17 protein-coding genes are annotated in these 25193 nt (G+C 59.8%); 12 read left to right on the forward strand and 5 right to left on the reverse strand.

The features are described from left to right. Positions 1-6 precede the first annotated feature (6 nt). Entirely contained in the window at positions 7-759 is a 753-nt protein-coding gene (locus AWB83_RS00670) for an SDR family NAD(P)-dependent oxidoreductase (protein WP_087042326.1), read from the reverse strand. Between the two features lie 164 nt (positions 760-923). Here AWB83_RS00670 and AWB83_RS00675 point away from each other — a divergent pair, with 164 nt between their 5' ends. The 6 genes from AWB83_RS00675 to AWB83_RS00700 all read left to right on the forward strand — a co-directional run bounded on the left by AWB83_RS00675 (position 924) and on the right by AWB83_RS00700 (position 6479). Further along, a complete protein-coding gene (locus AWB83_RS00675; protein ID WP_208636683.1) occupies positions 924-1499 on the forward strand; it encodes a TetR/AcrR family transcriptional regulator in 576 nt (191 codons plus the stop codon). A gap of 431 nt (positions 1500-1930) precedes the next feature. Continuing rightward, entirely contained in the window at positions 1931-2254 is a 324-nt protein-coding gene (locus tag AWB83_RS00680; RefSeq protein ID WP_244197517.1) for a TIGR03757 family integrating conjugative element protein, read from the forward strand. Next, positions 2251-3192, forward strand: a complete 942-nt coding sequence (locus tag AWB83_RS00685) for a TIGR03756 family integrating conjugative element protein (protein WP_087042329.1) — start codon at positions 2251-2253, stop codon at positions 3190-3192. The genes AWB83_RS00680 and AWB83_RS00685 overlap by 4 nt, the downstream gene beginning before the upstream one ends. A gap of 8 nt (positions 3193-3200) precedes the next feature. After that, positions 3201-4616 (forward strand): integrating conjugative element protein, encoded by a 1416-nt coding sequence (locus tag AWB83_RS00690; RefSeq protein WP_374729036.1) that lies wholly within the window; start codon positions 3201-3203, stop codon positions 4614-4616. A gap of 26 nt (positions 4617-4642) precedes the next feature. After that, positions 4643-4960 (forward strand): hypothetical protein, encoded by a 318-nt coding sequence (locus AWB83_RS00695; protein ID WP_244197518.1) that lies wholly within the window; start codon positions 4643-4645, stop codon positions 4958-4960. 13 nt (positions 4961-4973) lie between these two features. Next, a complete protein-coding gene (locus tag AWB83_RS00700) occupies positions 4974-6479 on the forward strand; it encodes a conjugal transfer protein TraG N-terminal domain-containing protein (protein WP_087042331.1) in 1506 nt (501 codons plus the stop codon). A gap of 7 nt (positions 6480-6486) precedes the next feature. Here AWB83_RS00700 and AWB83_RS00705 read toward each other — a convergent pair whose 3' ends face one another. Further along, positions 6487-6855 carry a DUF3742 family protein gene (locus tag AWB83_RS00705; protein ID WP_087042332.1) on the reverse strand — a complete coding sequence of 123 codons (369 nt, stop codon included), beginning with the start codon at positions 6853-6855 and terminating at the stop codon, positions 6487-6489. Between the two features lie 200 nt (positions 6856-7055). Between AWB83_RS00705 and AWB83_RS00710 the strand changes: the two genes are divergently transcribed. The 3 genes from AWB83_RS00710 (at position 7056) to AWB83_RS00720 (ending at position 9367) form a co-directional block, all read left to right on the forward strand. Further along, positions 7056-7814, forward strand: a complete 759-nt coding sequence (locus AWB83_RS00710; protein WP_087042333.1) for a type IV toxin-antitoxin system AbiEi family antitoxin domain-containing protein — start codon at positions 7056-7058, stop codon at positions 7812-7814. Further along, complete coding sequence (locus AWB83_RS00715; protein ID WP_087042334.1) at positions 7807-8727, forward strand: nucleotidyl transferase AbiEii/AbiGii toxin family protein; 921 nt, start codon at positions 7807-7809, stop codon at positions 8725-8727. The genes AWB83_RS00710 and AWB83_RS00715 overlap by 8 nt, the downstream gene beginning before the upstream one ends. Positions 8728-8911: 184 nt before the next feature. Further along, positions 8912-9367, forward strand: a complete 456-nt coding sequence (locus tag AWB83_RS00720; RefSeq protein ID WP_143749999.1) for a hypothetical protein — start codon at positions 8912-8914, stop codon at positions 9365-9367. Positions 9368-9374: 7 nt separating this feature from the next. Here the strand turns inward: AWB83_RS00720 and AWB83_RS00725 are convergent, their stop codons facing one another. Beyond that, on the reverse strand, positions 9375-11291 hold the full coding sequence (locus AWB83_RS00725) for an MASE1 domain-containing protein (RefSeq protein WP_341866671.1): 1917 nt from the start codon (positions 11289-11291) through the stop codon (positions 9375-9377). An 86-nt stretch (positions 11292-11377) separates the two neighbouring features. Here AWB83_RS00725 and mobH point away from each other — a divergent pair, with 86 nt between their 5' ends. The 3 genes from mobH to AWB83_RS00740 all read left to right on the forward strand — a co-directional run bounded on the left by mobH (position 11378) and on the right by AWB83_RS00740 (position 16158). Next, entirely contained in the window at positions 11378-13267 is a 1890-nt protein-coding gene (gene mobH, locus AWB83_RS00730) for a MobH family relaxase (RefSeq protein WP_087042337.1), read from the forward strand. A 201-nt stretch (positions 13268-13468) separates the two neighbouring features. Further along, complete coding sequence (locus AWB83_RS00735; protein ID WP_087042338.1) at positions 13469-15055, forward strand: hypothetical protein; 1587 nt, start codon at positions 13469-13471, stop codon at positions 15053-15055. A gap of 11 nt (positions 15056-15066) precedes the next feature. Then, positions 15067-16158 carry a DUF3800 domain-containing protein gene (locus AWB83_RS00740; RefSeq protein ID WP_087042339.1) on the forward strand — a complete coding sequence of 364 codons (1092 nt, stop codon included), beginning with the start codon at positions 15067-15069 and terminating at the stop codon, positions 16156-16158. A 322-nt stretch (positions 16159-16480) separates the two neighbouring features. On the opposite strand, the gene AWB83_RS00745 is transcribed toward AWB83_RS00740, so the two are convergent. Next, complete coding sequence (locus tag AWB83_RS00745) at positions 16481-19603, reverse strand: hypothetical protein (protein ID WP_087042340.1); 3123 nt, start codon at positions 19601-19603, stop codon at positions 16481-16483. A 187-nt stretch (positions 19604-19790) separates the two neighbouring features. Further along, positions 19791-24977, reverse strand: a complete 5187-nt coding sequence (locus tag AWB83_RS00750; RefSeq protein ID WP_087042341.1) for an NACHT domain-containing protein — start codon at positions 24975-24977, stop codon at positions 19791-19793. Positions 24978-25193 lie beyond the last annotated feature (216 nt).

Below are 25193 nucleotides of genomic sequence, written 5' to 3' on the forward strand. Positions count from 1 at the left end.
ACGGGATCAGATCTGGCTGGCGCCGCCGTCTACAGGTAACTCGACGCCATTGATGTACGCGGCTTCGTCGGAGGACAGAAACACGGCGACAGCGGCAATGTCACCCGGTTGCGCAATGCGGCCCAAGGGAATTTGCGATGCCACATGCGCTTTCATTCCTGCCGCCGCATTCGGATCACCGACCAGGCCGTCAATCGCTGGTGTGTCTACCATGCCGGGGCTGATGACGTTGACGCGAATTTTCTTTGCCTTCAAGTCCAGGAGCCAACCGCGCGCCAGCTGCCGGATCGCCGCCTTCGTCGCGCTGTACACACTAAATGCTTCCATCCCCTTATAGCCCGCTGTCGACGAAGTGAGGATGATTGAGGCGCCTTCAGAAAGCAGGGGAACCGCGTATTTGACGGTGAACACGACGCCCTTCAGGTTCGTATCGACGATGCTGTCGTAATGCTCTTCAGTGATTGCTGGGAGCGGCACAAACGCTGCAATTCCGGCATTCGCGAACAACACATCAAGCCTGCCACTCTTGTCGCGAATCGTGGCATATACCCGTTCGAGATCCGCCACGATAGAGGAGTCAGCACGGATAGCGACGACCTTGCCGCCTATCTCGGCCACTGCTTTATCCAGGGCGTCCTGCTTGCGCCCCGTGATGTAGACGATCGCCCCTTCCGCAGCGAAACGCTTCGCCGTGGCCAACCCGATACCCGAACTCCCACCCGTCACCAGGGCCACTTTTCCATTCAATTGACTTGCCATCTGCCTCTCCGAAATGTCAGTTTGCTTACGTACTTCTGTACCGCTCGGTAAGTATCTCGGACTCGACATCGCGCTGTCAAGGACTTAACATACCGAACGGTAAAAAATTATTGGGTGCTCAAATGGCGATCGGTAGGCCGCGGGAATTCGACGCAGATAAGGCGTTGGACCAAGCCCTCGTGCTCTTCTGGGAAAAAGGGTATGAAGGAACCTCGCTGACGGATTTAGCCGAAGCGATCGGTGTCAATAAGCCGAGTCTCTATGCTGCTTTCGGAGGAAAGGAGCAGCTTTTCTTCAAGGTTCTCGCTCGCTACCAAGAACGGCTCGGCGCATTCGCAGCGCCATCATTGGAGCTCCCATCAGCACGTAAGGGCCTAGAAGCTTTCCTTCGAGCCTTGGCAACGTTTCAAAGCGCAGAAGGCACGCCTCAGGGCTGCTTGCTGGTGCAAGGAGCCCTTGCTGGAAGCGAGGAATCCAGGCAGGTGGCTCGAGTTCTGTGCGAAGTCCGCGAATCGGGCGTTGAGATGATTCGACAATGTTTGGAAGGTGCTCGTAAGCGGGGGGAACTGCCACAACATACCGACATCGGCGCTTTGGCGCGTTTCTTCGGTACCGTCTCTCAAGGCATCTCGGTTCAGGCCGCGAGCGGTGTTCCAACCAAAGAGCTTCACAAGACAATCAGCATTGCAATGCGGAGTTGGCCCGAGACTCCGCCTCCCAAGGCCAAAGGTACTCGGTAAGCAATTGGCTTTTAGTTCGGGGAAACGTTCAGCCGAACAGTAGGCGCTGGTTTGGCTCACGAGCGTCCGTCGTGGCGTGCGAGCGTACATGAGCGACCCGGTCATCGCTGGAACCGTCGACGCATGCAAACTGAAGCTGCGCGCCGCCTGGGGCAGCCGTCCGTGACCTTTCCCGATGTTTGACCGTCTACGCATCCCAGCCAAACCGCTCGATAGGGAACGCATAAAGCGGTAAAGCGGCATTTCCCTTTTCAGGCAGCGCAGCGTGTGCGGATCTGGCCCACTGAAAGTCCCCGTCACGCTGCTTGCCTGCGATCATGTGTTGTCGCCTTCCCGTGTTGCTGCGTCCCGCGCGCCCTGCTCTCGTTCTGCTATTCGTCACGATGCTTGGATCGCGGGCCTGTCTGGCCCTTGGCACGGATATCTGGATCGTGACGGACCAGCAGCATCGTGTTCACGCGCCCTCTCATGCACGCGTGATCGAACTCGATGCGCCGACACAGATCGAGACGACCTTATCGCAAGGCTTGCCCGCCAACCCCAGCGATGCGGCGGCAGAAGTGCGCGACCGACTTGGAAACCGAGCCGTCTCCCAGCAACTCACTGCCGCCTATCAGGGTGTTACTGATGCATGGCGTATCGGGATCGCGAAAATCCCTGCCGTCGTCGTCGATCAACGCTACGTGGTCTACGGCGAGCCCGACGTCGCTCATGCGATGGCACGCATTCAAGCTTACCGCGAGACACATCCATGACGCGCCTGGCCCATCGTTACATGCGCTGGGGCTCGGCCTTCGTGCTACTTGGCACAACCCTGTCCGCATTCGCGATCGACACCGCCACGCTGATTACATCGGTGCTGTCGCCCGATTGCCTCGCTTGGCGCATCGTCGGGGTGTGCTACTGGCTGTCATGCTCCGCCTTCGGCTGCACCGTGCAAACCTCCGTGAAAGTACGCCACTACGTGCCCGATGCGGTCGTTTCGAGCTACAGCCGAACGGGCGGCAACCCGTGGACCGACGTGTCCTTCATGAGCGCACCACTGCCCTTCGCGCAAGGCGGCGGCAACGGCACGACAAACGAACCGCACGAAAACAATCTCGCCGTCTTCAAGAACGCTGACGTCATCGGCCATCCGGGCATGGCGGCGTTCAGCCGCTTCGCCAGTCAGTTCGGCATGACCTGTACGGGTGCAGGCGTGCCGTTCGATCCGTACCTGCTCAGTACCTTCGATACGATCGCGTGGCGTGATGGCATTCCCGAGAGCCTCTATCCCGAGTCGCTGACGCCGGGTGTACGCGAAATCGGCAGCCGTGTCTCCGCGAATCTCTGGGGCAGTGTGTATCCACGCGAAGGGTTTCTCCATCAGGTAGACGACTTCAAAAGCGCGGCGGTGGTTGCACAACGCGCTGGCGACATCGTCACACGCTCCGGCCAGCCGCACGTGTATCAGCCACTGCTCGCACAGCCCTATGACGGCTACTGGCCCGCGGGCGCGCTGATCGAAAGCGACGTCCGAACCGGCAAATGGCAGCCCCTGACTCCACAACTCTCGATGACGTGCGCGGTGTTTCCGAATGCCCGGCCCGCCGTGCAAGCCTCCGATGGCGGCTACGCCTGGACGCTGTGGCGGCCCTACGCCTGCTGCAAACGTATGGGTCAGATTTTTCTTGGCAGCACAGATGTCGAGTGATAGCGATCATGAACCGCCTGTCCTTTACTCTGCGTCGCGTCTCGCCCCCTCGCACGATCGCCTTCGGAGCGATGCTTGCGCTCGCGATCACGCTAACCAGCGATGCGATCGGCCAGAACCATCCGTCGATCGGAACGTCTGGCAGCGTGCTGGGCGACGACGTGCTCTACACGATCGGCGGTGGCAGCGCCGTCGCGATGAGCTCCAGTGCGAACATGCAGGGTCTCGGCGTCGGCATCGGCTGGAACAACAACCTGATCTGCGGCAACCTGAGCCTGTCCGACACGCTGCAGAACCAGCTGAACGGCGTCACGAACGGCTTTCAGACCATCATGAGCCAGGTGATCCAGAACGCCACCAGCGCAGTTGCGTCGCTGCCAGCGTTGATCATCCAGCGCGCCGACCCGGGACTCTACAACCTGCTCACCAACGGCATCCTGCAGGCGCGGCTCGACTTCGATCGCTCCAAGGCCACGTGCCGCGCGATGGCGAACAAGATGGCGGATCTCGCCGGCGGTACGCTCGGCTGGGATCAACTCGCGCAGGGCCAAGCGCTCAAGACGGCCGTGACGAGCACGCAGGATGCCGTGGCCGCCACTGAGCAGGCGGAAAACCAACGTGGTAACGCTGGCGTACCGTGGATCGGCGGCAGCAACGCGGGTGGTGCGGGACAGTCGTCGATCAAGGTCGTCGGCGACGTGACGCGCGCGGGCTACAACCTGCTCAATGGCCGTGCGGTGAGTGATACCTCGTCCATCGATGCCAGCACCTGCGGCAACCGGCTCACCTGCAGCACCTGGAGTTCGCCCGATGCCGCCGCCGCATGGGCGACGCGCGTGCTCGGCGAGCAGGAGGAACGCACGTGCGACGACTGCACCAGTGCGCAGACCACACCGGGCGTCGGTCTCACGCCGCTGATCCAGGAAGAATACGACACCAAGTTGAAGGCCCTGCAGGATCTGATCGCCGGTACCAAGGCCACGACGCCCGACAACCTGCAGGCAGCCAGCAGTGACGCCTTGCCGATCACACGCGGCGTGGTCGAGGCGCTGCGTGACGAGCCCGATCAAACCGTGCTGACCCAACGCCTTGCCTCGGAAGTGGCGCTCTCCAGCGTACTGGAAAAAGCGCTGCTGCTTCAGCGCACGCTGCTCACCGGCAGCAAGGAACCGAACGTCGCCGCGAACCAGTTGGCCGATCAGGCGATCGGCCAGGACAACGATACGTTGGAACGGGAGATCACCAACCTCAAAACTGAACTGGACGTGCGTCGTGAACTCGCCGGCAACGCCACCGCGTGGATCATCGAACGGCAATACGCACGCGGTGAAGGGTCGCGCCGCATCTTCCAGGGCGACACGGTACCGAACCGGCTCGACCAGTTGCAAAAGCCGGCGAACGGTTCGAACAGCGCGGGACCGTGAGTATGCGAACGTTTCGTTGGTGGCGCATGCCTCGTTCGCTGGTCATCGTGCTGGCGATGCTCGCCGCCCTGACGGTGGTGACGATCATCCTCCACGTCGTGGGCATGCGACTCGTCGGCGGCATCGTCGCCTGGCAGCATTGGCTGCACGCGCATGCATGGCTGTTCGGCATTTGGCGGCTCGGGTTCTACGCGGTGATCGTGCGCGGCTGGTGGTGGATGCGCACTCGTGTGCGACAACGAGAACCCTCCGCCGAGGCGCGGCGACGGCTGGTGCGCGCGGAGATCGCGGCGGTGCTGGCGATCGCCCTGACGGAATGTGTCGCGATGCACTATCCCCTCTGAGCGAAGCACAGTCATGACGCTCACTACCACCGACTACCTCGAGTATTACCTCACGCTCGTGGGCTGGCTCGTGAACAACGGCATCTGGAACGTGCTGGTCGCCAGCGGCGTGTTCGCCCTGCCCTTTGCCGCCATCATCCTGCAAGAGTGGCTGCGTGCGCGAAGCGAAGGCGCGGACGAAGGCAACAAGGGCGTGCTGTCGGCCTTGCGCATCGAGAACCGCGTGTACGTCGCGATCGCCGTGATCCTGTTCGCGGGCATGCCGTTCATTCCCGTCAACCTCAGCACTCTCCAGTTCGATCAGACGCGTTCGCAGCAATGCCAGATTGATGCACCGAAGCCGACCGACACCGGCTGGAATACGGTCTTCACCACGCTCAACAACCAGAGCGCCCAGGTGCCGGTGTGGTGGTTCTTCATGCACGCGCTATCCAAGGCGATCACGGGCGCGGCGGTGGCCTCCATTCCGTGCGGCGTGGACCTGCAGCAGATCCGCATGGACATCGACAGCACGCGCATCAACGATCCAGTGCTGACGCAGGAGGTCGCCGACTTCACGCATGATTGCTACGGGCCTGCGCGAGCGCGGCTCTTCATGAACCGGCCCACATTGACCAATGCGCAGATGGACGACGTGAACTGGATCGGGTCGAGTTATTTCGTGAATACCGCGGGTTACTACGACCGCTACCATTCCAGTACGCCGCGCACGGCGTGGCCGTACGACGCCACGCGTGATGCGGGATTGGCCCAGGTCGCATCCGGCGGCGGCTATCCGACCTGCAACCAGTGGTGGTCGGATGGCGGCGTTGGCCTCCGAGCGCGGTTGCTACAACAGATCGATCCGGGGCTGCTCACGAAGGTCGCACAATGGGCCGGCTTCCTGAGCCAGAACCAGGTCGACGACGACGTGATCCGCACGATCGTCGCGCCACGCCAGCAGGTGCTCAATCAGGGCCAGGTCTACACGGATTACGGTGGACAGATCGGCATGACCTTGCCTAATGCGGTCGCACGTGGCGCGGGCGATCTGGGCCTGACGGTTGGCTCACTGGCGACGTTCCCGGCCATGGACGTGGTACGCCAGGCCCTGCCGATGGTGCTGTCGTTCCTGAAGATGGCGTTCGTGATCTGCCTGCCGCTCATGCTGGTACTCGGCACCTACGATCTCAAGGCGGTGGTCACCGCAAGCTGCGTGGAGTTCGCGCTGTTCTTCGTGGATTTCTGGTTCCAGCTCGCGCGCTGGGTCGACAGCACGATCCTCGATGCGCTCTATGGACACGGCTCGCCCCATGAGTCCTTTAACCCGTTCATGGGTCTCAACAACGCGATGGGAGACATGCTGCTGAACTTCGTGATGGGAGCGATGTTTCTAATCCTGCCGGCGTTTTGGGTTACATCGCTCGCGTGGGTCGGCGTACGTGCAGGAGGAGCCCTTCAAGGCTTGGCAGACGGAACCAAATCGGCAGGTCAAGCTGGCTCGAAAGGCTCCGATGTGACCATGAAAGCACTCAAGTAATGCCCGATCACTTGTCATCGAAGCGCGGATCAGGATCGTCGTTGTAGTTGATGGGATCGTAGAACAGGTTTTTCTTGTGATCCGATTCATCGCTGAGAGGCCGCTCCTCCCGCTCACTCCCATCGACATGACTCACCGCCGATCCCGCTATGACAAGCAATGCCAGCAGAAGCACCAGCCAGAATGCGAGATACAACAGAACCCCTAGCGCAAGCAGCTTCGCGACCCACGACACCGCGTTCGCCGCACGAGCTGGCAGCCCCTGCGTGGTCAGCCACGCCGCCGCGCGACGATCCTGCCGCGCCAGCCAGCGCCACACATGCCCAGCTCCCTCGCCGAACCGGTGAGCCCAGGATGGTTTCGATGCGATCGTCATGATGGTTGTCCTCCAGATATCAGGCTCATTCCGCCTTACTGAAGCTGCCGTTTCATCATAGGTCATGAGCCGGTGCCGGCGTCGACTGTGCTTCATAACGTGATTAGATTTCGTTCATGAAATATAGTTTTCTTGTATTTTTGAGTCAACTTCCAATCAAGTGATGTGCCAACGATTAGAATATGTCGTAAAATTCGCTCATGGAGCGACTTCCTCGACATCAGTTAATCAAGCGCCTGCAGACCGAGGTGCCCCGCGGCGCGCCGTTCGATCTCGCCACGCTGAACCAGCTTGGCGTGTCGACCCAGCTTGCCGCCCGGTATGTCAGCAGCGGCTGGCTGGTCCGGCTGGCATCGGGGGTGTACGCCTTTCCCAACGACGATTTCAACCTCCACGCCACGCTCCGGTTCCTGCAGCAGCGCGTCCCGGGGCTGCACGTCGGCGGCAAAACAGCCCTCGCCTGGCAGGGGGTGCGACACCAACTCGGCCGGCGCGAACCTCTGGTGCTGTGGGGCGATGAACGTTTCGTGCTGCCTTCGTGGTTCACCAGCCGCTTTCCCGCGCGCTACGTGTACGCCCGTCTGTTCGACTGGTCCGATCCCTCCCTTGCCGCCCGAACGCTCACCACGCCGCCGGATGTGCAAGACGGCGTCCAGGTCGCGGTTCCCGAACGCGCTGTGCTCGAGTTGCTGTACGACGCGGGCGTCCGCGAAGGACTCGAAGACGCTCACGCCGTGTTCGAAAGTCTGCGCAGTCCGCGCAAGGAACTCGTCGGCCAGTTGCTCGCCTGCTGCACCAGCGTGAAAACCGTTCGTCTGTGTCTGACCTGGGCGCGCGAGACCCACCTGCTTGATGTCGATGCCTTGCTCGCACAGTTCCGGCTCCCCACAGGCAGTAACCGGCGCTGGATGAGCCGTCTTCCCGATGGCACGCTGCTCGCCCTGAAACCGCATGGATAAATTCTTCGCCGATACTGTCCGGTTGCTGCTGCGCATCGCACCGGAGGTTTTTGCCAACGACGCCTTCGCGATGAAGGGCGGCACGGCCATCAACCTGTTCGTACAGAACATGCCGCGCCTGTCCGTCGATATCGATGTCGTCTATGTGCCCCGGCAGACACCGCGCGACGAAGCGCTCACGGCTATCCAGCAGGAACTGGCCGCCATCGAACAGCGATTGGCACCGCAGGGACTACGCACCCGTCTGGTCGGCAGCAAGGATCTCAGCGATACCAAGCTCCTCGTCGAGAACGACACCAGTCAGGTCAAGATCGAGGTCAACACGGTCTTTCGCGGTACCGTCCTGCCCATCGAACGCCACGCGTTATGCGAGAAGACGAGCGAGCAATTCGCGGCGGAACTGGCGTTACCCCTGCTCGCGTCCGACGAGCTCTATGGCGGCAAACTCGTCGCGGCCCTCGATCGACAGCATCCGCGCGATCTCTTCGACGTCTGGCAGCTTTTCCAAACCGGCGGACTGACGGAGGGCATGATCGAATGTTTCGTCGTGTACCTGGCCGGTCATAACCGTCCCATCCATGAAGTGCTGTTCGGCCGCGACAAGGACATCACGCGTGACTATGACAGCGGTTTCGTCGGCATGACCGAGGTGCCTTGCAGTCTGGACACCCTGCTGGAGACCCGCCTGCGGTTGCGACAGGAACTGCCGGCGCGCGTCACGCCCGCGCAACGGCAATTCCTGCTCGGCCTCGCACATGGCGAGCCAGACTGGTCCCACCTCGCCGTTCCCGGTGTCGCCGAACTACCCGCGCTGCGCTGGAAGCTCGCGAACCTCGACACCTTTCGTCAACGCCGCCCCGCCGTTTTCGCGCAACACGTCGAGGAACTCGAAGCCGCGTTTGCCCAACATTGAGATCGAGCGAAAACGGCATCGGTCGCAAAAGAATGTGTAGCGAACGTGAAGCATGATGCGCGGCATCGCGCTTCGCGTCGTTGGCAACGGGCACGCTGCGAGGAGTGATATCAGCCTCAACATGCCCCTGCTACAGTCTGCGCTCCCGGTAGGCCACTACCATCTCACCACGAAGGGGAAGCGCATGTCCTGCACTCACGGAAGCCTTTCACGCAAGCTCGCACTGGCTGGATGCATGGCGATCGGCATGACGTCCGCCGCGTTCGCACAAACCGTTACACCCGCCACGGGTCTGGGGCAATCGTGGCCCAATGCCACGGACCAAAGCCGCAGTCCCCAATGGCACGTTTACGTGTTTCATTTGAATGGCATCAAGTATGTTCAGATCAACGATCTGAACGGAACCGTGCATGCCGCCATCGGTACAGCGGGCGGGACGTCGATTGCATTGCCGGTCGGCAGCGACGCGTCCTACGTGCGCACGGATGCGGCATCAACGGCAAAGGCCACCACGCAGACAATCTATCGCGACAGCACGACCACGATCACGGCGACGCCTCAAAGCAACGGCACGACCGTGTTCACGACCGCGAACACCTGCCAGGACCCGTACAACTGCGGTGGCGGTGGCAGTCCGTAAGACGGGCTCAATGCACCCACAGGCGCAGAGGCTCCGCGGTTGTTCCGGCGTTCTCTGCGTCCTGCTGGACGTCGTAAAGGAAGATCGTCATGCGGACACCCGCCTTCCACGACCGTTCGTGCAAGGTGCCATCGAAGATGCGCGCATGGGCGTGCAACTGTTCGATGTCCAGCCCGCTTGCGCCAAGCTTTGTGGCGATCTGTTTGCGCTCGATGGATCGCACGACGGCATTCGCGACGCGATCATCCTCGTGTAGACCTTCCACACGTAACACCAGCCAACGCCTCCCATGAGTTTCACCGCCCCGCAACGTCACACCGACACGCGAGCAAGCCAGCCGTTTCGTGACCAGCACCACTGCTTCGCAGGCACTTCGATAGGCCGCCCCCAACACCGATGTCGACATGCGGGCGAAGCCGCGCCCGCTGATCACGCAGCGGTAGGCAATCCCGGCCTCGTCCAGCGCGCGTGAAATCGTTTGGCTGAACGCTGCAGGCAGCCCCCGTTCACGCCACGCAACGGGATGCAACGTTTCCGCCAGCGCGTACACGCGTTGCTGTGTAGCGGCCAGTTGCCGCTGATACGCATCCATCTCCGAACTGGGCACGACCCGGCGCAGTTGCTGCATCAGACGGCTGTTGGTCAGGTACAAGCTGCCGGCGAGAAATTCCAGCGTTTCGGACGTCTGCCGCCGTCGCTGCTCACTGATACGCAGCCCCTGTCTGGCCAGACGTTGAAGATGGATGTCCTCGCGCCGCTTGAGCTCATCCTGCCGCAACTGGACGCTGATCCGAGCACCCGTCGCCATGAGACAGGTAATCGCCAACGCGGTGAACGCCTGCGCTTCGAGAATCTGCGGATCAGGACGCGACTGTGTGGTTAGGCACGTACTGATGATCGCCAAGGTCCCACCGACGACCGCCGCACGCCAACCGTGTGTCAGGGTAACCCACGCGACCGGAAGGAACATGGCCATGCGCGCGATCTGCCGCATGTCGTTGTCGCCGTGGAGACTGACCACCGACAACACGGCGATCGACGGCACCACGAACAGGGCGATGTCCAGTGCCATCCGGCCGGACAGGGCGCGGCCCAATCGGTCCATCCATCCCTCGGTACGCGCATCCATCTTCATCATGAGCACCACCGGCACCGTCCCGAGAATCGCGATGTAATTGCCGATGAAGTACCCCAGCGCCATGACCGGTTTCGCATCAAACGATGCGATCTGGATAAGCGAAATCGCCAGATAGCTATAGGCCGTGCCGATCATCGTCACCGTCAGCACGCACAACATCAGGATTTTCATATCCACGAGATGCGGCGCCGGGAACAATCGCAACTTACGGCGACACCATGCAACGATCGGCATGGTGAGCAGGATGGGCGGAATGCAGCGGACGCTCACGAAGGCCAGTCCGTACAAGTCCCGGCAGGGCCATACCTCGTACGCGTTCGGCAGGGCTTCGCCCAGAAGCAACGCCGGCCAGTAACGATACGGCATGAGCAACAAGCAGGAGAGACGCAACCCGGACCGAAGCGCCCAGTGACCATCCGAGACCGGATGCAGGGCGATGTACATCAACGCATATCCCACTGCGACGGCACACTGCTTGAGCCAGTCGCTTCTCCACCATCCATTCCCCATTCCATGCCCCTCTGGCGAGATGTGGCGATGCCTGAATTGTTCCCCGGCCAGGCCGTCCGGATATCGGCCCATCCTTTGAATCTTTGAATGGGGGGCGTGAAATTTTTGTGTGCGACGCCCGCCGCGCCCACCGGCGCAAGGTCTCCAGCCAGCGTCAACGTCCCAGCGGTGCGCCAACAAAAGGAGTGCCGCGAAACCGGTTTTTATGCGGCATGCCCCACTGATTCGGATGTATCTCCAAAGGGGTGCGGCAAAGGGCCAAAGGACCAAGGGCATCAAGGGAATGGCGCACAAGGGGAACGGCCCTACCCGGAAAAGCGAAAAGGCAAAAGGCCACCGGCTTCCCGTCCATCCATTCGATCATGTTCACGCTGTTCCATCGTCCAAAGGGTCCACCGCCCTCCCCGGCTCCCGCTCCTGCGGCAACGCCCCAAGGGTTACTGCGGCCGGAGTCGGCTGCGACTTTGTTGGCGACGCCTCGCCGACAGAAGCTGCTGGAACACATTTGGCAACGCACGTCGCTGTCGCGCGCGCAGTTCGCCACGCTCTATCGCGCACCGCTGGAACGCTACGCCGCGCTGGTCCAGCAGTTCCCGGCTTCCGAAAGTCACCACCACGCCTATCCCGGCGGCATGCTGGACCACGGTCTGGAAATCGTCGCGTACGCGCTGAAGTTGCGGCAGTCACGTTTGCTGCCGGTGGGCGCACCGCCCGAAGCGCAGGCTGCGCAAGCGGAGGCGTGGACGGCGGCAACGGCCTATGCGGCACTACTGCACGACATCGGCAAGATCGCTGTCGACATACACGTTGAATACGCGGATGGCGAGCGCTGGCAGCCATGGCATGGCCCACTCACTCGTCCGTATCGTTTCCGGTATCGAAAGGACCGCAGCTATCGGCTGCATGAAGTCGCGACCAGCCTGCTCACCATGCAGGTCCTCGATCGCGCAGTTCTGGACTGGCTCAGCGGATGCCCCGAGCTGTGGTCGGCACTGCTCTACGTCCTCGCCGGCCACAAGGAGCAGGCCGGCGTGCTTGGCGAACTCGTGACGCAGGCCGACCAGGCATCCGTCGCGCAGGAACTCGGCGGCAATCCGCAGAAGGCGCTGCTCGCGCCGAAACAGGCGTTGCAGCGCAAGCTGCGCGATGGATTGCGGCATCTCGTGCGTAACGAATTGAAGTTGAACCAGCCTCAAGCGTCCGATGGCTGGTTGACCCAGGACGCGCTATGGCTCGTCAGCAAGACCGTCGCCGACAAGCTGCGCGCATCATTGCTGGCTCAGGGTATGGAAGGCATTCCCGACAGCAATCCGACGCTGTTCGACGTGTTGCAGGAGCACGGCATCGCGCAACCGACCGCCGACGGCAAAGCCGTCTGGAAGGCGACTGTCGCGAGTTCGAATGGTTGGACGCAGAGCTTTACGTTCCTCAAACTCACGCCCGCCTCGATATGGGATACCGACGACCGACCTTCGCCATTTACCGGCACGGTGCGCATCGAGCAAGGCACTGCTGACGATGCTCGCGATACGGCCGAAAAAACATCGATAACGACGATAACCCCTATCGCGGGCAATACGGCCCTGTCGCCAACGACAAGTCTCTCGGCATCTTCCCCTCCCGCCCCTGCCACCGACACCATCGATGCGTTGCTCGATCTGTTCGGCGGCTCGCCGCTAACACCCGTTGCCGATGCACACGGCGATCCATCGACGTCACCTCAACCGACGCCCGCGAACGACGTGCCGCCTCAGCCATCAATAGCGCACACTGAAGCACCATCGTCCATCGAGCCTGCTGCAGCACCCGCCCCCTCCGTTGGGACGACACCATCCGGAGAGCATTTCATCGCATGGCTGCGAGACGGCATCCAGGCACGGCGCCTGATCGTCAACGATGCAAAAGCGCTGGTGCATACCATCGCCGGGACAGTTTTCCTCGTGAGTCCAGGCATTTTTCAGCGCTATGCACAAGAACATCCCGAAGTCGCCCGGTTCGCCAAGCAAGAGCAACAAGCCGAATGGGCATGGATGCAGAAGCGCTTCGAGCGCCTCGGGATCCACCGCAAGCAGGACAATGGTTTGAACATCTGGACCTGCGAAGTCGCCGGCCCTCGTAAGAGTCGCCGGCTACACGGTTATCTTATGCGCACGGCGTCGCTCGTTTTTGCCGACGTCCCGCCCACGAATCCCTATCTGAAGATCATCAACCAGGACGCGCCGCCGGCGGTTGGCTGTGGCAAAAAAACATAAGCCTTGCACGCCCGACCGTGATGCGCGAATCGCAACGCGAGAGCGATGGTGGTCGCTACCGCGATGACAATGCACACCAATCAACCGCGTGCCGCGGACGCTGTACCACGACGGCAACCCCTGTCGCGAGAAGCCCGAACGAATGCATTATGATCCATCATCTGAATCAACTCGCGGCTATCCAATTGGCCCGATTCCTGAATGTCTTCGAATACCGAACCCGACGACACGATCCGACGTCTTTTCGACCTTGCAGAGTCCGAAGGTGTCAACGCGTCAGAGCGCGTTCTCACCGCGCTATGCCGCAAGTCGTTTCTTCGTCTCTGGTCCCAGACCAACGTGTTCACCGACGAGGGTTTCAAGGATGGCAAGGGGAGTACACGAGAGCTGTGTGACGCCCTTGTCATCTTCGGGGACGACGTCATCATCTTCTCCGACAAGCACATCAGGTTTCACGCTGACAAAGACCTGCCCATCGCATGGCCCCGCTGGTACAAGCGCGCTGTGTTCGACTCGTGCAAGCAACTGCATGGCGCCAAATCGTGGCTACAACGCTTTCCTCAGCGGGCCTATCTGGATGCGAAATGTACTCGTCCGCTGGCCGTACCCGTGCCGGCCCAGGATTCCACGAGATTTCATTTGGTCGCGGTTACCCGAGGCAGCCGCGAGGCTGCTCTGGCCCATCACGAAGGCAATGGATTGGGTTCTTTCGGACTAAACAGCGCGATCGAGGGCGACGACCATCTCCGGACACCGTTCATCGTTGGGCGCCCGCAGCCTGACAAACACTTCGTGCACGTCTTCGACGAGGTATCCATTGAACTGGTACTGGGCGAACTCGACACCACGGCCGACTTCCTCGCGTATCTCAGCAAACGAGAGGGCCTGCTCGGACAAGCCAACACCCAAGTGACGGCCTACGGCGAAGAGGAACTGCTCGCGGCGTACCTAAGGACTATGGATGCCGATGGGATTGAACATGTCTTTTTCGACGCTCCCGAGGGCGACCGCCAGCCCGAAGTGATTTTCTTCACCGAGGGCTTTTACCAAGCCCTTCACGATGATCCGGGCTACAAACGCAAGAAGCTGGTCGATCGCATCAGTTATGAATGGGATCACCTCATTGACCGCTTTCTTGAGTACGGTGATCCGAGCTTGCATGAAAAGTACGTGGATCAGAGTCCCGGAGAAACGGAGCAGGCCCTCCGGTTGATGGCTGCGGAAACCCGGTTCCGCCGGCGCCAGCTCGCTGAAGCGTTCATTGGCGCTTTGCAGCGCGTGGCGCCCGGAGATAGGCTTGGTCGGCTTGTCTACGGCGGCGTTCCCGGCGAGACGGTGTACGTCTTCGTCGTTGTTGCAAAACGGCGAGATGAGACCTACGACGAATACCGTCAATATCGCATGGCTATCCTGCACGCTTATGTCCAGACAGCGAGGCTAAAAGCACCGTTGGGAACCACGTTCGTTGGCATCGCATTTGACAACCCACATAAGGAATATGAAGGCTCAACAGAAGATCTCTTTGCGCTAACGAAGGAAACGTGGACGGTCGAGGAGCTTGCGGAACTCGAAAGAATGCGCCGCGAACTGGGGCTATGGGGCGATGCAATGGAATTCTGGCAATATCGCCAAGACGAATTCCCTCAAGCTGATCAGAGGATAGCGCTACGACGTGTTACGCAATTCCCTCAGGAGGCTTCGCAACAGCCTCGGCGAGATAGGAAGAAAGCGGAAAAGCGCCTGAAGAGAATGCGGAACACTTCAAAGCGGCGAAACCGTCGGAAATAGCAGGCGGGGATATGACTTGCTCCTTTTACATCGATGAAAGCGGCCACAGCGGGGATCTCGTAAAATCCGGCACAGCGTATGATTTCCTGGACCAACCGTACTTTGCGCTGGCGTGTGTTGGGGTCGCAAACGAGGAAGCGCTTGCAACCCTCGTCACTGGGCTAAAAGCCAAACACCGCCTACCGGCCGGCGAACTTAAATCGAAGAGTCTCACCAGCAAACCCGCATTCGCTGCTGATCTCATAGAAGCGCTCCTAAGCGACGGCTTGCCCGTCTTCGCTGAGGTGGTCGACAAGCGATACTTTGTATGCATTCAACTTGTGACCAGCCAACTCCTGCCTGCTCTTCTGGGGTTTGGCCATGACCAAGCGTCCGACTTCCTCCGCAATACGCTTGTGGACTTTCTCTACGACCATGTATCGGATCATGTTCTGGACCGGTTCGTCGAATCGTGTCTTAACCCATCGGATCATTCGCTGATGAGCGCATTTGGCAGCCAATTTCGGTTGGCTCAAACGCTCCAGCAACACGATCGCACGCGAGAGTTCGGGCTTTCGATCGAAGCCATGGCACGGGAGGCTATTACCGAATACGGGGAAATGCGAAAGGACGATCCCCTTGCCCACCTCCGATTTCTTCCGCGGCCCGACATCAACAAGCACGGAAAGAACGTGTGGATGTTACCCAATCTGACATCCCTCACGAACATCTATGCGAGAGTCAATTATTTTCTTAAGCGACAGCTGGCGGGCGTACGGATCGTCCACGATCAGCAACTTGAGCTTGAGCATATTCTTCGCCAGGCCAAGCTAGATGCTGAAGCCCTAAAAGAAGTCGGCGAGGTACCGTATGTTCCCTTTGCCGACTACCATTTCACGCACTCGGCGTGCATGGAATTCAGCCACTCGCATGAGTCACTGGGCATCCAAGTGGCCGATGTTATGGCGGGTACGATAATGCGCTACTTTCGTTCGTTGCAAACGGACCCGTCGGCGATCGCTCCTGAAATCTCTCGCGCAATGAAAGCATTGCGCGACTCGGGCAATCCGCGAACCGGGCACGGCCTAAACCAAGTCGTGCCAACGAGAATGGCGCTTTGGTAGGCTGCGTCATCGAGAACCCGCGTTAGAGACGATGGCCGCGGCACGGATGCCTTTGGCAAGTGACAGGAGCAACAGACTGAATTGGCATCGGTGCATACCCGACTGCCCACGCATCGTGCCAACGACATCGCGGCGCTGCTTCCGCATCGCTGGACGCTCGCCGCGGCTTGATCAGCGGCACCTCACGAGCCTCGGTGCGTTTACCGGGTGCTTACTCAGTGGCCGCCTGAAGGCAGGCTCATGTGTGTTGCATATAGCCCCCACCCAATCATGAACAGCGTCGTAGCGCCTCCACCACTACTCCCAGCCATCGTCGGCGTGCTCACTTTATAGGCTCGGTTAAGTCAATCGGCTCAACAGTCTTGGCGGAAGGTACGGACTTGCTAGGAAAGTCACGCCGTAGTTGACGCGCAAGTTCGCCGACAGCGTCATTGCGATCAAGCGCGTGCTGTATCAGCAAAGAAACGACCTGCCGTGCTTGCGCCTTTGCGCCAGGCTCACGATTGTTCTCGAGTCCGCGAATCGCGTTGCGCCAGCCAATTTGGGCTTTCTTAACATCAATGTGATCCAGCACCCGAGTCGACCCAACAGGCTCGACTTGTACGAGAAGGCGTAGAAAAAATAAGCCGTCATTGTAGAAAGTCGGGCTAGGCTGCGAAAGCGCCTCCGCCAATCCACAATAGTGTGGTTCAAGTAAAACCGGAACAAGCGTCAGCTCAGACTGAACCACCCTTATCAAGACCAATGCTCCCAGTTGCCAATCGACGTGGCCTCCCTGGCAAAGTGCGATGCGTCTTCCTGCCGCTACATGACGTAGCGCGCTAGCGGGGGCGAGCGCCGCAAGATGCGCGGACATAGTGACGATACGCGACTCGTTGCGTTCAACCATTGCTTGGATTTCGAATCGCGCTGCAGGTACGGTATACGCGACGCCCAGCAGCATCTTTGCATTGCCGATCCCTTCTGCCCAATCTGCACCTATTGTCTGATCGATCTTGTTCCAATCGAGTGCGAGTATGGTCGCCTCGAACTGCTTTGGCGACGCCTTGTGCATGAAGCTGAGGAGCCCCGCAGCCGCTTGGAAGTTTCGGTGCGTGCTGCGCGACAGTTCGGTTGCAAGATTTTTTGGCGACCAACAAGCGCAGATCTTGCGACCCACCTGACGCATACGTCGAGAGGGCGCCAACTTACCTACATAGATGTGAAGTGGATCGTAGAGTCTCAACGCGTTCCACACGATATCGCGCAATTCGTCGAACGCATCTTGAGGATTAGCTCGTAACCGATCAGCAATAGCCGGGATCAGTACTTCGATCAGCGTGAATCCGAACTCTTGCTCGAAGTAGCAAAAATGTTTGCAGAAATCGGCTACGACCGACAGGTAGGCATCCTGCGGCCAGGTTGAGGTCAGACGGCGACACGCATCGCGGTCGATGTGTTCGAGATAACAAGCCTTCCATTCATCATCTCTTCCAGCTCCGATCGTGGAAAGCAAATCGGCGATCTCGCCAGCGTGTAATGGGGACGCGGTACTAATAGCCCGAGCCATGACGCATGGATCAACCAGCGCGACGATGCTTTCGCCAAGCGTCTTATCGGTATTGAGTACATGATTGACGACGCGGGCAATCGCATAGCATGCACCTTCGGGCGCCGCCTCTATCCATTCTGCAAGAGTTTCCTTGTGGCTGGCAATCTGGCTCATCTCATCCGACATGTAACCATGCAGGTTGCTGAGTACCCAACACGCATGTCGAATATCGAGTGGGTCTGTCGCGGCCCAGCAGCGCGCCAGAACGGGGGGCAGCCATTCCTGCTGGACCAGCCAACGCCACTGCCCATACCCATCTGCCATCGACAGTTCGCCCAGCAGCACAGCTAGGCCGCCTAACGGCATCCCACCGTCAGCGAGCACCGTTTTGAGCACGCAGGCAACCATCTGACGCTCTTCGGCCGATTGCCCGTCGAGAATGCGCGCAAGAAGAACACTGGCGAGACGCTGATGCGGACAGCGAAGGTCGTCAAAACTCAACAAAAATCGCTGCGCTACCAACCAGTTGATCGCAGCGTTGCTTTCGGCAATCGGCAACGCGTCGCCAACTAATCGCAGCAATGCGTCGCGCGAACAGTGTGCATCACGGGCTGCCAACTGACGGATCGCCACAGCGGCAAGCAGCAGGTCTGCCCCAGCTGCACGGGCGGTGCTTGCCAATGCGCTTGCCCGCCTCCACCCTCCTCCCAGGATGAAACAAAACTGCCACGGGTAGAGCGCCTGCTCCGCCGCGTGTTCGAGCCGCAGATCGAACCGTTCGTCTCCTGGGCGATCGCCGATCCGATCATCGGCGCGACGAACGGCCGCAAGCGTCGCCTCGGGAGAAGACCGCAAGCCGTCCGCAATGACCCGGACAGCACGTTTAGCATCAAGCTGAATGGCACCAGGAAAGCCGCCCTTGTCGTCGGAGATCGTGTAAGCGCTCAACACCCAGCACGATGCGGTCGCCCGTTCTTCCAACTCGCGAAGTAACGCGGGGCGGGTCAGATGCGCGTCATCGACGATATAGAGGGTTCGATTTGAGCTCTCATCAAAGGGCGGCACTCTTCCCATCGGATCAGCCAACCGTAGAACCCTCCAGCCGCGGTCATGCATTTGGCGCGCTACCTGAAGGATTGAAATTGACTTCCCGGCGCCGGGCACGCCTGCGAGGCGGGCAGAGCCAGCCCGCTCTAGATCAGCAGTCAGCAGAGCTACCTCCGGAAGCGTGGGACACGCCGCGACATCTGCCGGCCCGAGCGAGCGCCCCATCAATGCAGGTCCGAGATCACGCGCAACCTCGAACTGAACCTCGGACCACTCCGAAACCTCGGTCTCGACTACCGCTGATCGTGGCACGAACGCGATGAGGCTCCGCCGCATCTGATCGAGTTCGTCAGCTCGTGGTAGCGCACGTAACGCTGCCATGATCTTGGGGAGATCACCTGCATGCTCAGGATAGAACTCCTCCACCACTGTCTGATGACTGGACAGCAGCGCTTGAATCGTGTCCCAGCCAATGGCAACGACAGGAAACTTTCCTTCCTTCTCACGGCGCTCGGACACGAGCCGGGCATGTTCCTGAAGTGTTGCGTCGTTGGGGGCTGTGGTAGCAAACGTCCAATGTCCAAGCGCAGGTTTGAATTTCTCCGCTTTTGCAAGTTCTGCATCGAATTCCGCGATGGTCGCTTTGGCTCTGTAGCCTTTGTTCTTCCCCTTACATTGCACGCCAAAATTCTTGCCTGGCGCAACCTCTGGCGTACCATAGATATCGACGCCGTGCTGCTGTTGACCAGATCGGCCATTCTTCTGAGCGAGAGGCGCCTTCCACACTGCGGCAAACAATGCGCGAGTCAAATCTTCGAACTTCTCCCACGACTTTGGCGGTGGAATCTGCTTTTCGATAAAGTCCATTGCACGGGTCACTCTGTTTGTATTCCTACGTCTTCTTCCTAGCACTGGAGATCGAATGCACGTAGATGAGGTTCCTCGTCTGCGCGGTTTTCACCGTGCATTCGACCACAACGTCCAACGTGCCCATATGTGCGGAATCAGCGCGAGCGTATTCCCCACGTTACTTGAAAATAGGAAAGCTTGAAGTTCATCGGCCACTTGGACCGTTGAGTAATTCCTCCAGTCGGTTCGCTTCAGGAACGCCAAGGCCAACCAACTCTGCCACGATATTGGCCACGTCGACCCGAATTGCCGCGTCGGCGTCGATCACCACAGGGTCCAGAATATGAATTCTCTCGACGATTCCGCACCATCGCTTACCGAAACTATGATCGACCCAAAATGACCGAAAGTCAGGATACGTTTTGAGCCAGATGTTCCCTGCTTGAACGAGTAGACCGAGACATTCCGCGCGCGGCGCAACTTCTAAAAGATTGAGTAGTACGAGGGCGACAAAGGGCGACGGTCCAGCAAGAGTGAGCCGGGCCAGAACTGGCAGAAACGGCCCGAGCCGCTCCACGCCCTTTTCGAGGAGATAGCTCTTCGTGGGTGCGACACGGTTGTAGTCGTTAAAGAATAGCGTGGCGATCGCCGGGGCAATGTGCCATTCAATAGACGTTTCCTTGGTGCCTTTTAGACGCCTCCATCCCCAGCTTTCCATCATGCGGTCAGCGAACCCTGATCGAACGGCAACAGCAACAGAAGCGTCCATATTGCCACCACCAAAGTAGACCGCGTCAAAGCTCCGTAGGAAGTCGGCGAGAACGTCGAAGAAGTTCTGCTCGGGTAGCGCGGCAATCGGTCTCACGATATCTGCGACCTGGGCCACGCCGAGACCAACCGTGCAGCGGGCTGTTAGCGCGAAGAAGACGTTATTCCATTCCGAGGGTGTGTCGTCAGCTTCCTCTCCGTCAGTGAGGTCGCCACCGTTCGCGGCAATCGTCCAAGGCATGTAGGCATCGGCAACATCGCGAAGCCATGGACACTTGTCTGCGTTGCCAAGTCCCTGCACCTGACGGAGCCATAACGCTGCCGTTTGGTGGTGTACCTCCTCTTCAACTTCAGTCGGATCTTCAAACTGCATGGGAGCCACGGGCAATCGAATATGTCGTCTGGGACGGATGTGCTCCTTAGGAAAAATGGGCCAAGCAGGCTCGAGCCCAGCCCCTTCCAGCCAAACCATTTCCGCATCAACGGCAGCCAATGCGGCCGCCTTCCGCCGCTCGTCACGAACCGCCTTCTCCTCCTCAGCGATGTCCCACTTGCGAACGGGGACGACGCACGCACGGAGCGCACAGCGAAGAATTGCCCGAGGCAGGCGTTCATCAACTCCCAATAGCGCTTCGATTGCAGCGCCAAAGCCGTGAGCAGCCGCGTGATGACCTTCTGCCGCCACCGCGAGCAAGGCCCTCACGTCTTCTTGAGTGTTGCTGTGGACTGCGGCGTAGATCAGTCCTGTATAGGCGATTGCAACCGGGTTAAAGCGAAGGCCAGCTCGAACTTGATGCACGGGATCATGGATATCGGACGCGAGCGCGTCCTGCAACCGGGCACGTGCCCAGTCGCCATATGCATTCCTCAAGTTGGTATCCCCGTCTCGCATGACCATCATCGCAGCGGCAAGCACTGCTTCCCACCGCATGCTTAGCGAGGTGTCATCGCTATCATCACTCGTCGATGCCGTAGGTTCCGGAGCGGGTCTGCTGGCCCAGGCTACCGCGGCTTGGAGTTGATCTGGCGAGAAACGGGAAGGATCGTCGATCCCGAGAGTGATCGCGCTCTGGATCGCGAAGTCGGACGAGTTGACTGACGCAGCGTCCCGTAGCGCTTGCAGGTGATTTTGTTCTGCAGCTGGAGATATGTACTGGCGGGCCTTACCTGTCGAACCATCCTCACGCGGCACATCGACCTCATGCCAGTTTGCTGGATCGGCAAGGTTCAACGCATGCAGAACCATGAACTCCGGATTGCCGAGATCGGCTTGGGCTCCGGCTGGTCCCAGGCGATCAGCCGCATCGCGTAGCAGTCCTGTTAGCTTTTGCAGTTGCTCAGGGTCGGTTGACAGAGCGCAGCTGCCGATCAGCCCATCGAGCGTCACGCGCCTGGACAACCGATTGTTCAGTTCGGCGGCACTGACCATCCCGAGCGGTTCGGTCTGCATCGCTTTCAGCCCGAAGAAGTCCGGGCTCTCCAACTGATCATGAACTTGCCGCGTATGGTCCAAGCATAGGAGTTCGGGGCATCCAAGAAACTCTGCAGCAGACGTGGCCGACTTTGGCCAATGCGAGATGATCAGGTCCACCGCCACAAGCAAATAGGCCGCGCACGATCCTGGTGGCCCGAGTACATCTTTTAGAACGGCATCGAAGGCTTCACCGGCTTCGATACGTCGATGGGCCCATGCTTCCAAGGCCATAAGCGCCGATGTTATGGCGTAGTAGCCGCTGTTCCTAGACCAGAAATAGGTGCCTGTCCAAGGAAAGACGCGTGTGCCATCCGCATACGCCAACCTGATTGCGTTGGCGCCGGCGTCACGACCACGAGTGCCGTGGACGACCGCATGGTCCACCAAGCGATGAATCAGCGGGAGTCCATCTGCTGGCGAGTGCAGCAGCAGTTCGAAGAACGGACCTTGCGCTGGAGAGGCTGGAAGAAACTCGTGATCGATGAAGGTGAAGGCCTCTTCCCGCTCGTCACGGAACCGGCGACGGCGGGAACGCGGCTTTTCAATCAATGCCTGTTCGGTCAGCCGGGCCAGCTCAGAGGGAGCCGCCAACGCCAAAGTCCCACGCATCTTCAGGATGCTTCGGATCAAGTCGTCGTTATGCTCGCCCTGCGCGACAGCCCGAAGATATTTGGCGGCCACATCAGGGGTGGTGCGTGCGAACATGATGAATCCGTTGTGCAGATCTCGCCGGACCGACTGCACTTGATCGCGCTCAAAGCCTTCCCAGAATCGGGATCCTTCATTTGAGCCAAACGGGCTGTTCCTCGGTTCCATCAATCTCAGCCATCGATACAGCTGTCGCGTTGTAAGCGGCGTGATGGCCGTGAGCCCAAGTGTCCCCATCGAGAAGCTCGTATACAGATCAACCACTTCTGGAATAGCCTCGCCGGGAACGCCGTCGCCGATGCTCAGGAGCCACAGCACGAGGGCGAGCCAAGCGGGACCCTTCGGTATCGTCATCCCCGCCGGCATGAGATTGGGATCGACGCCAGCAGCAGCAAAGGCCGTCGAAGCCGGTGCAACTTCGACGGCCATGACCGTGCGAAGGAGTTCACGGAGCAGCAACGCCTGATTGGCAAACAAGAGAGACTGGACGCGTGGTAGTACGGCAGCGGCCGCTTCAGAGCGAGCCAGCGCAAGCATGGCCGCGCGCCGCCAGGACTTGTGCACGCCGTCACCGCTCAAGCGCTCCAAAAAGCTGTTCCACCCAGAACCATCTGTTGCGCGCTCAGCCATCATCCTGGCAGCTAGCTCGATGCCGCGCGCAAGCGTTGCGACTGCGGGGCGTTTCAGATCCAGCCGGTCGATGAGGCCGACATCAGCATGCAGTGCGCAGGCAATAGCCCATTCGCGCAGCACGTCATGGCGGAAGGAGACGCGGTTCGGGCCCAGGCTGCGCAATGTGCCACTCTGGACCAATGCATCAATGGGCTGTGCCGGCTGTGTACTGACATCAAGATCGGCAGTTCCTGTGAGCGTCTGCTGGGCCAGATCACTCAGCAAACGAGCCCGGTCTCGCCATCCGGTGCCACGCTCGCCATCAGCCGTGAACCACCACTGGCTGGCCATCTCAGCTTCTGTGTGTGGCAAAGGGTCGGTCGCAGGCTTACTTGCGACGCGAGCGAGCCGGAACAAATTCCTTGTCACCTGTCGGGCAGGATGGTTCTCGCTGAGCAATGGGCTCAATGCTCGATCGCTGCTTGCGAGTTGTTCGATCTCCGCCTTGCTCAATGCATCGATCATCACCGGCGACGCCCGCTTCAATCTATCGAGTGCGTCCTCAGGCAACCAACTGGGCTCCTCCACGCCAAATTCGGTTCGAGCGGTGGCGAGAACCGATACGCCTGAGACATCTGCAGCAGCTCGGAGCATGTCCACAACGGTGAGACGCTCCTCGTCGCTGAAAGAGTCAAGGTTGTCCACAAACAAGATCACGCCGCCGTCATTGGCAAGCTCAACCAAAAGCTCATGGGCGGTACCTTCAAAGCCGATCTGCGCGCGCATGGCTGTCCAGCCGCGCGGAACGCAACGACCAGGGCTCAAGACAAGAACCTGCCCCTGGGTCTGCAAGGACTCCGCCACCTGACGCAACACGCCGGACTTACCCACGCCAGCGTCGCCACGAATCTCGACATAACGTCCAACATCAAAAGCCTCGTGCACCGCTGCCACACGTTCATGGCGCGCAAGGACGACCTTGCCTACACGGTTGTCGATGTCGTCGAGCGCTTGGCGGGCATGTTCAACCAGCGCTGCCCGTGCGCTTATATACCGCCGGTCTGCGGCGAAGCGAAATCCGCGAGGATGCAGAGACTCCAAAAGCGTCGCGTGATTTCTGTCCCCTCCGTTCTTGGCTACATTGATGGCCAGCTCGACAAGATTTCCCCAGAACGCATCCACTCGCGAGGCATCATCGGCATGTAACGTCCGGAGTGCTCGCTCTCGAACGAGATCCTCCGACACGGAGCCTGGGGCTGTGAAGTCAAACGTGAGAATCTGAAGCCGCCGTAACAATTTCCAAGTCGTTTCGTCGTCGTGAGGCGCCCCCTCTTCCTTAAGGTGCCCCTGGAACGTCTCGACAAAAGTTCGCATGTCGCCGTTTGCGACACCAGGAAGCTTGAGTTGCGCGGTGAATGTCTCCGCATCTCCGATTTGTCGCGCCAGTGTCAGTACGTCCTGATACGGACCATCTATCTTGCGCGACCCTCTGGCCGTAGCGATTGCCAAGCCATACTGAGTTGACCAAAAGTTCGGGCGGCGCACGGCCTCGGCAATCTGGCCTACAACTTTTCGGAACACTGAGTCCGCAGGGGTGAACGTGATCGTCCGCTTTACCTGTATTTCCAGCACCGCGGGTCTGCCGGAAGCATCGACTGCATGAACGATCACGTCGTCAAGCGGTCGCCCGGTGTTCGCTTGTTGAAGGGCAATTCGATCGATCGTTGTGCCGGGAAGACCACGCGGCGGCGCTCCGCAAAGCATTGCAAGCAGATAAAACGCTGCAACCTGCCCTTCAAAGTGGGCTCCAGCAGGCCCACTAGCGGCCGTACTCGTTCCCTGTTGATCATGCATGCCGGATTTATCGCCCTCAGGTTGCGTCTTTTCCATAGCTATCTTTCCACGTCGGCTTGAAATTGCAGTTCTTCGAGCTCAATGGTCTCTCAGAAAACAGCAGCTCAACGATTGCAACGCTGGGTGGTGCGTGCGGAGCGCCTTATAGGCCTGAGTAAGCGTCGCATCGTCCGCAATCACGATCGCGCCATCCTGACACGCTGATTTCAGGTATCCCTTGCGCCGTTGGCCCGACAGGCCGACTCCAACGCC

Origin of the sequence: Caballeronia ptereochthonis (assembly GCF_001545075.1) — a bacterium.
Classification (GTDB): Bacteria; Pseudomonadota; Gammaproteobacteria; order Burkholderiales; family Burkholderiaceae; genus Caballeronia; species Caballeronia ptereochthonis.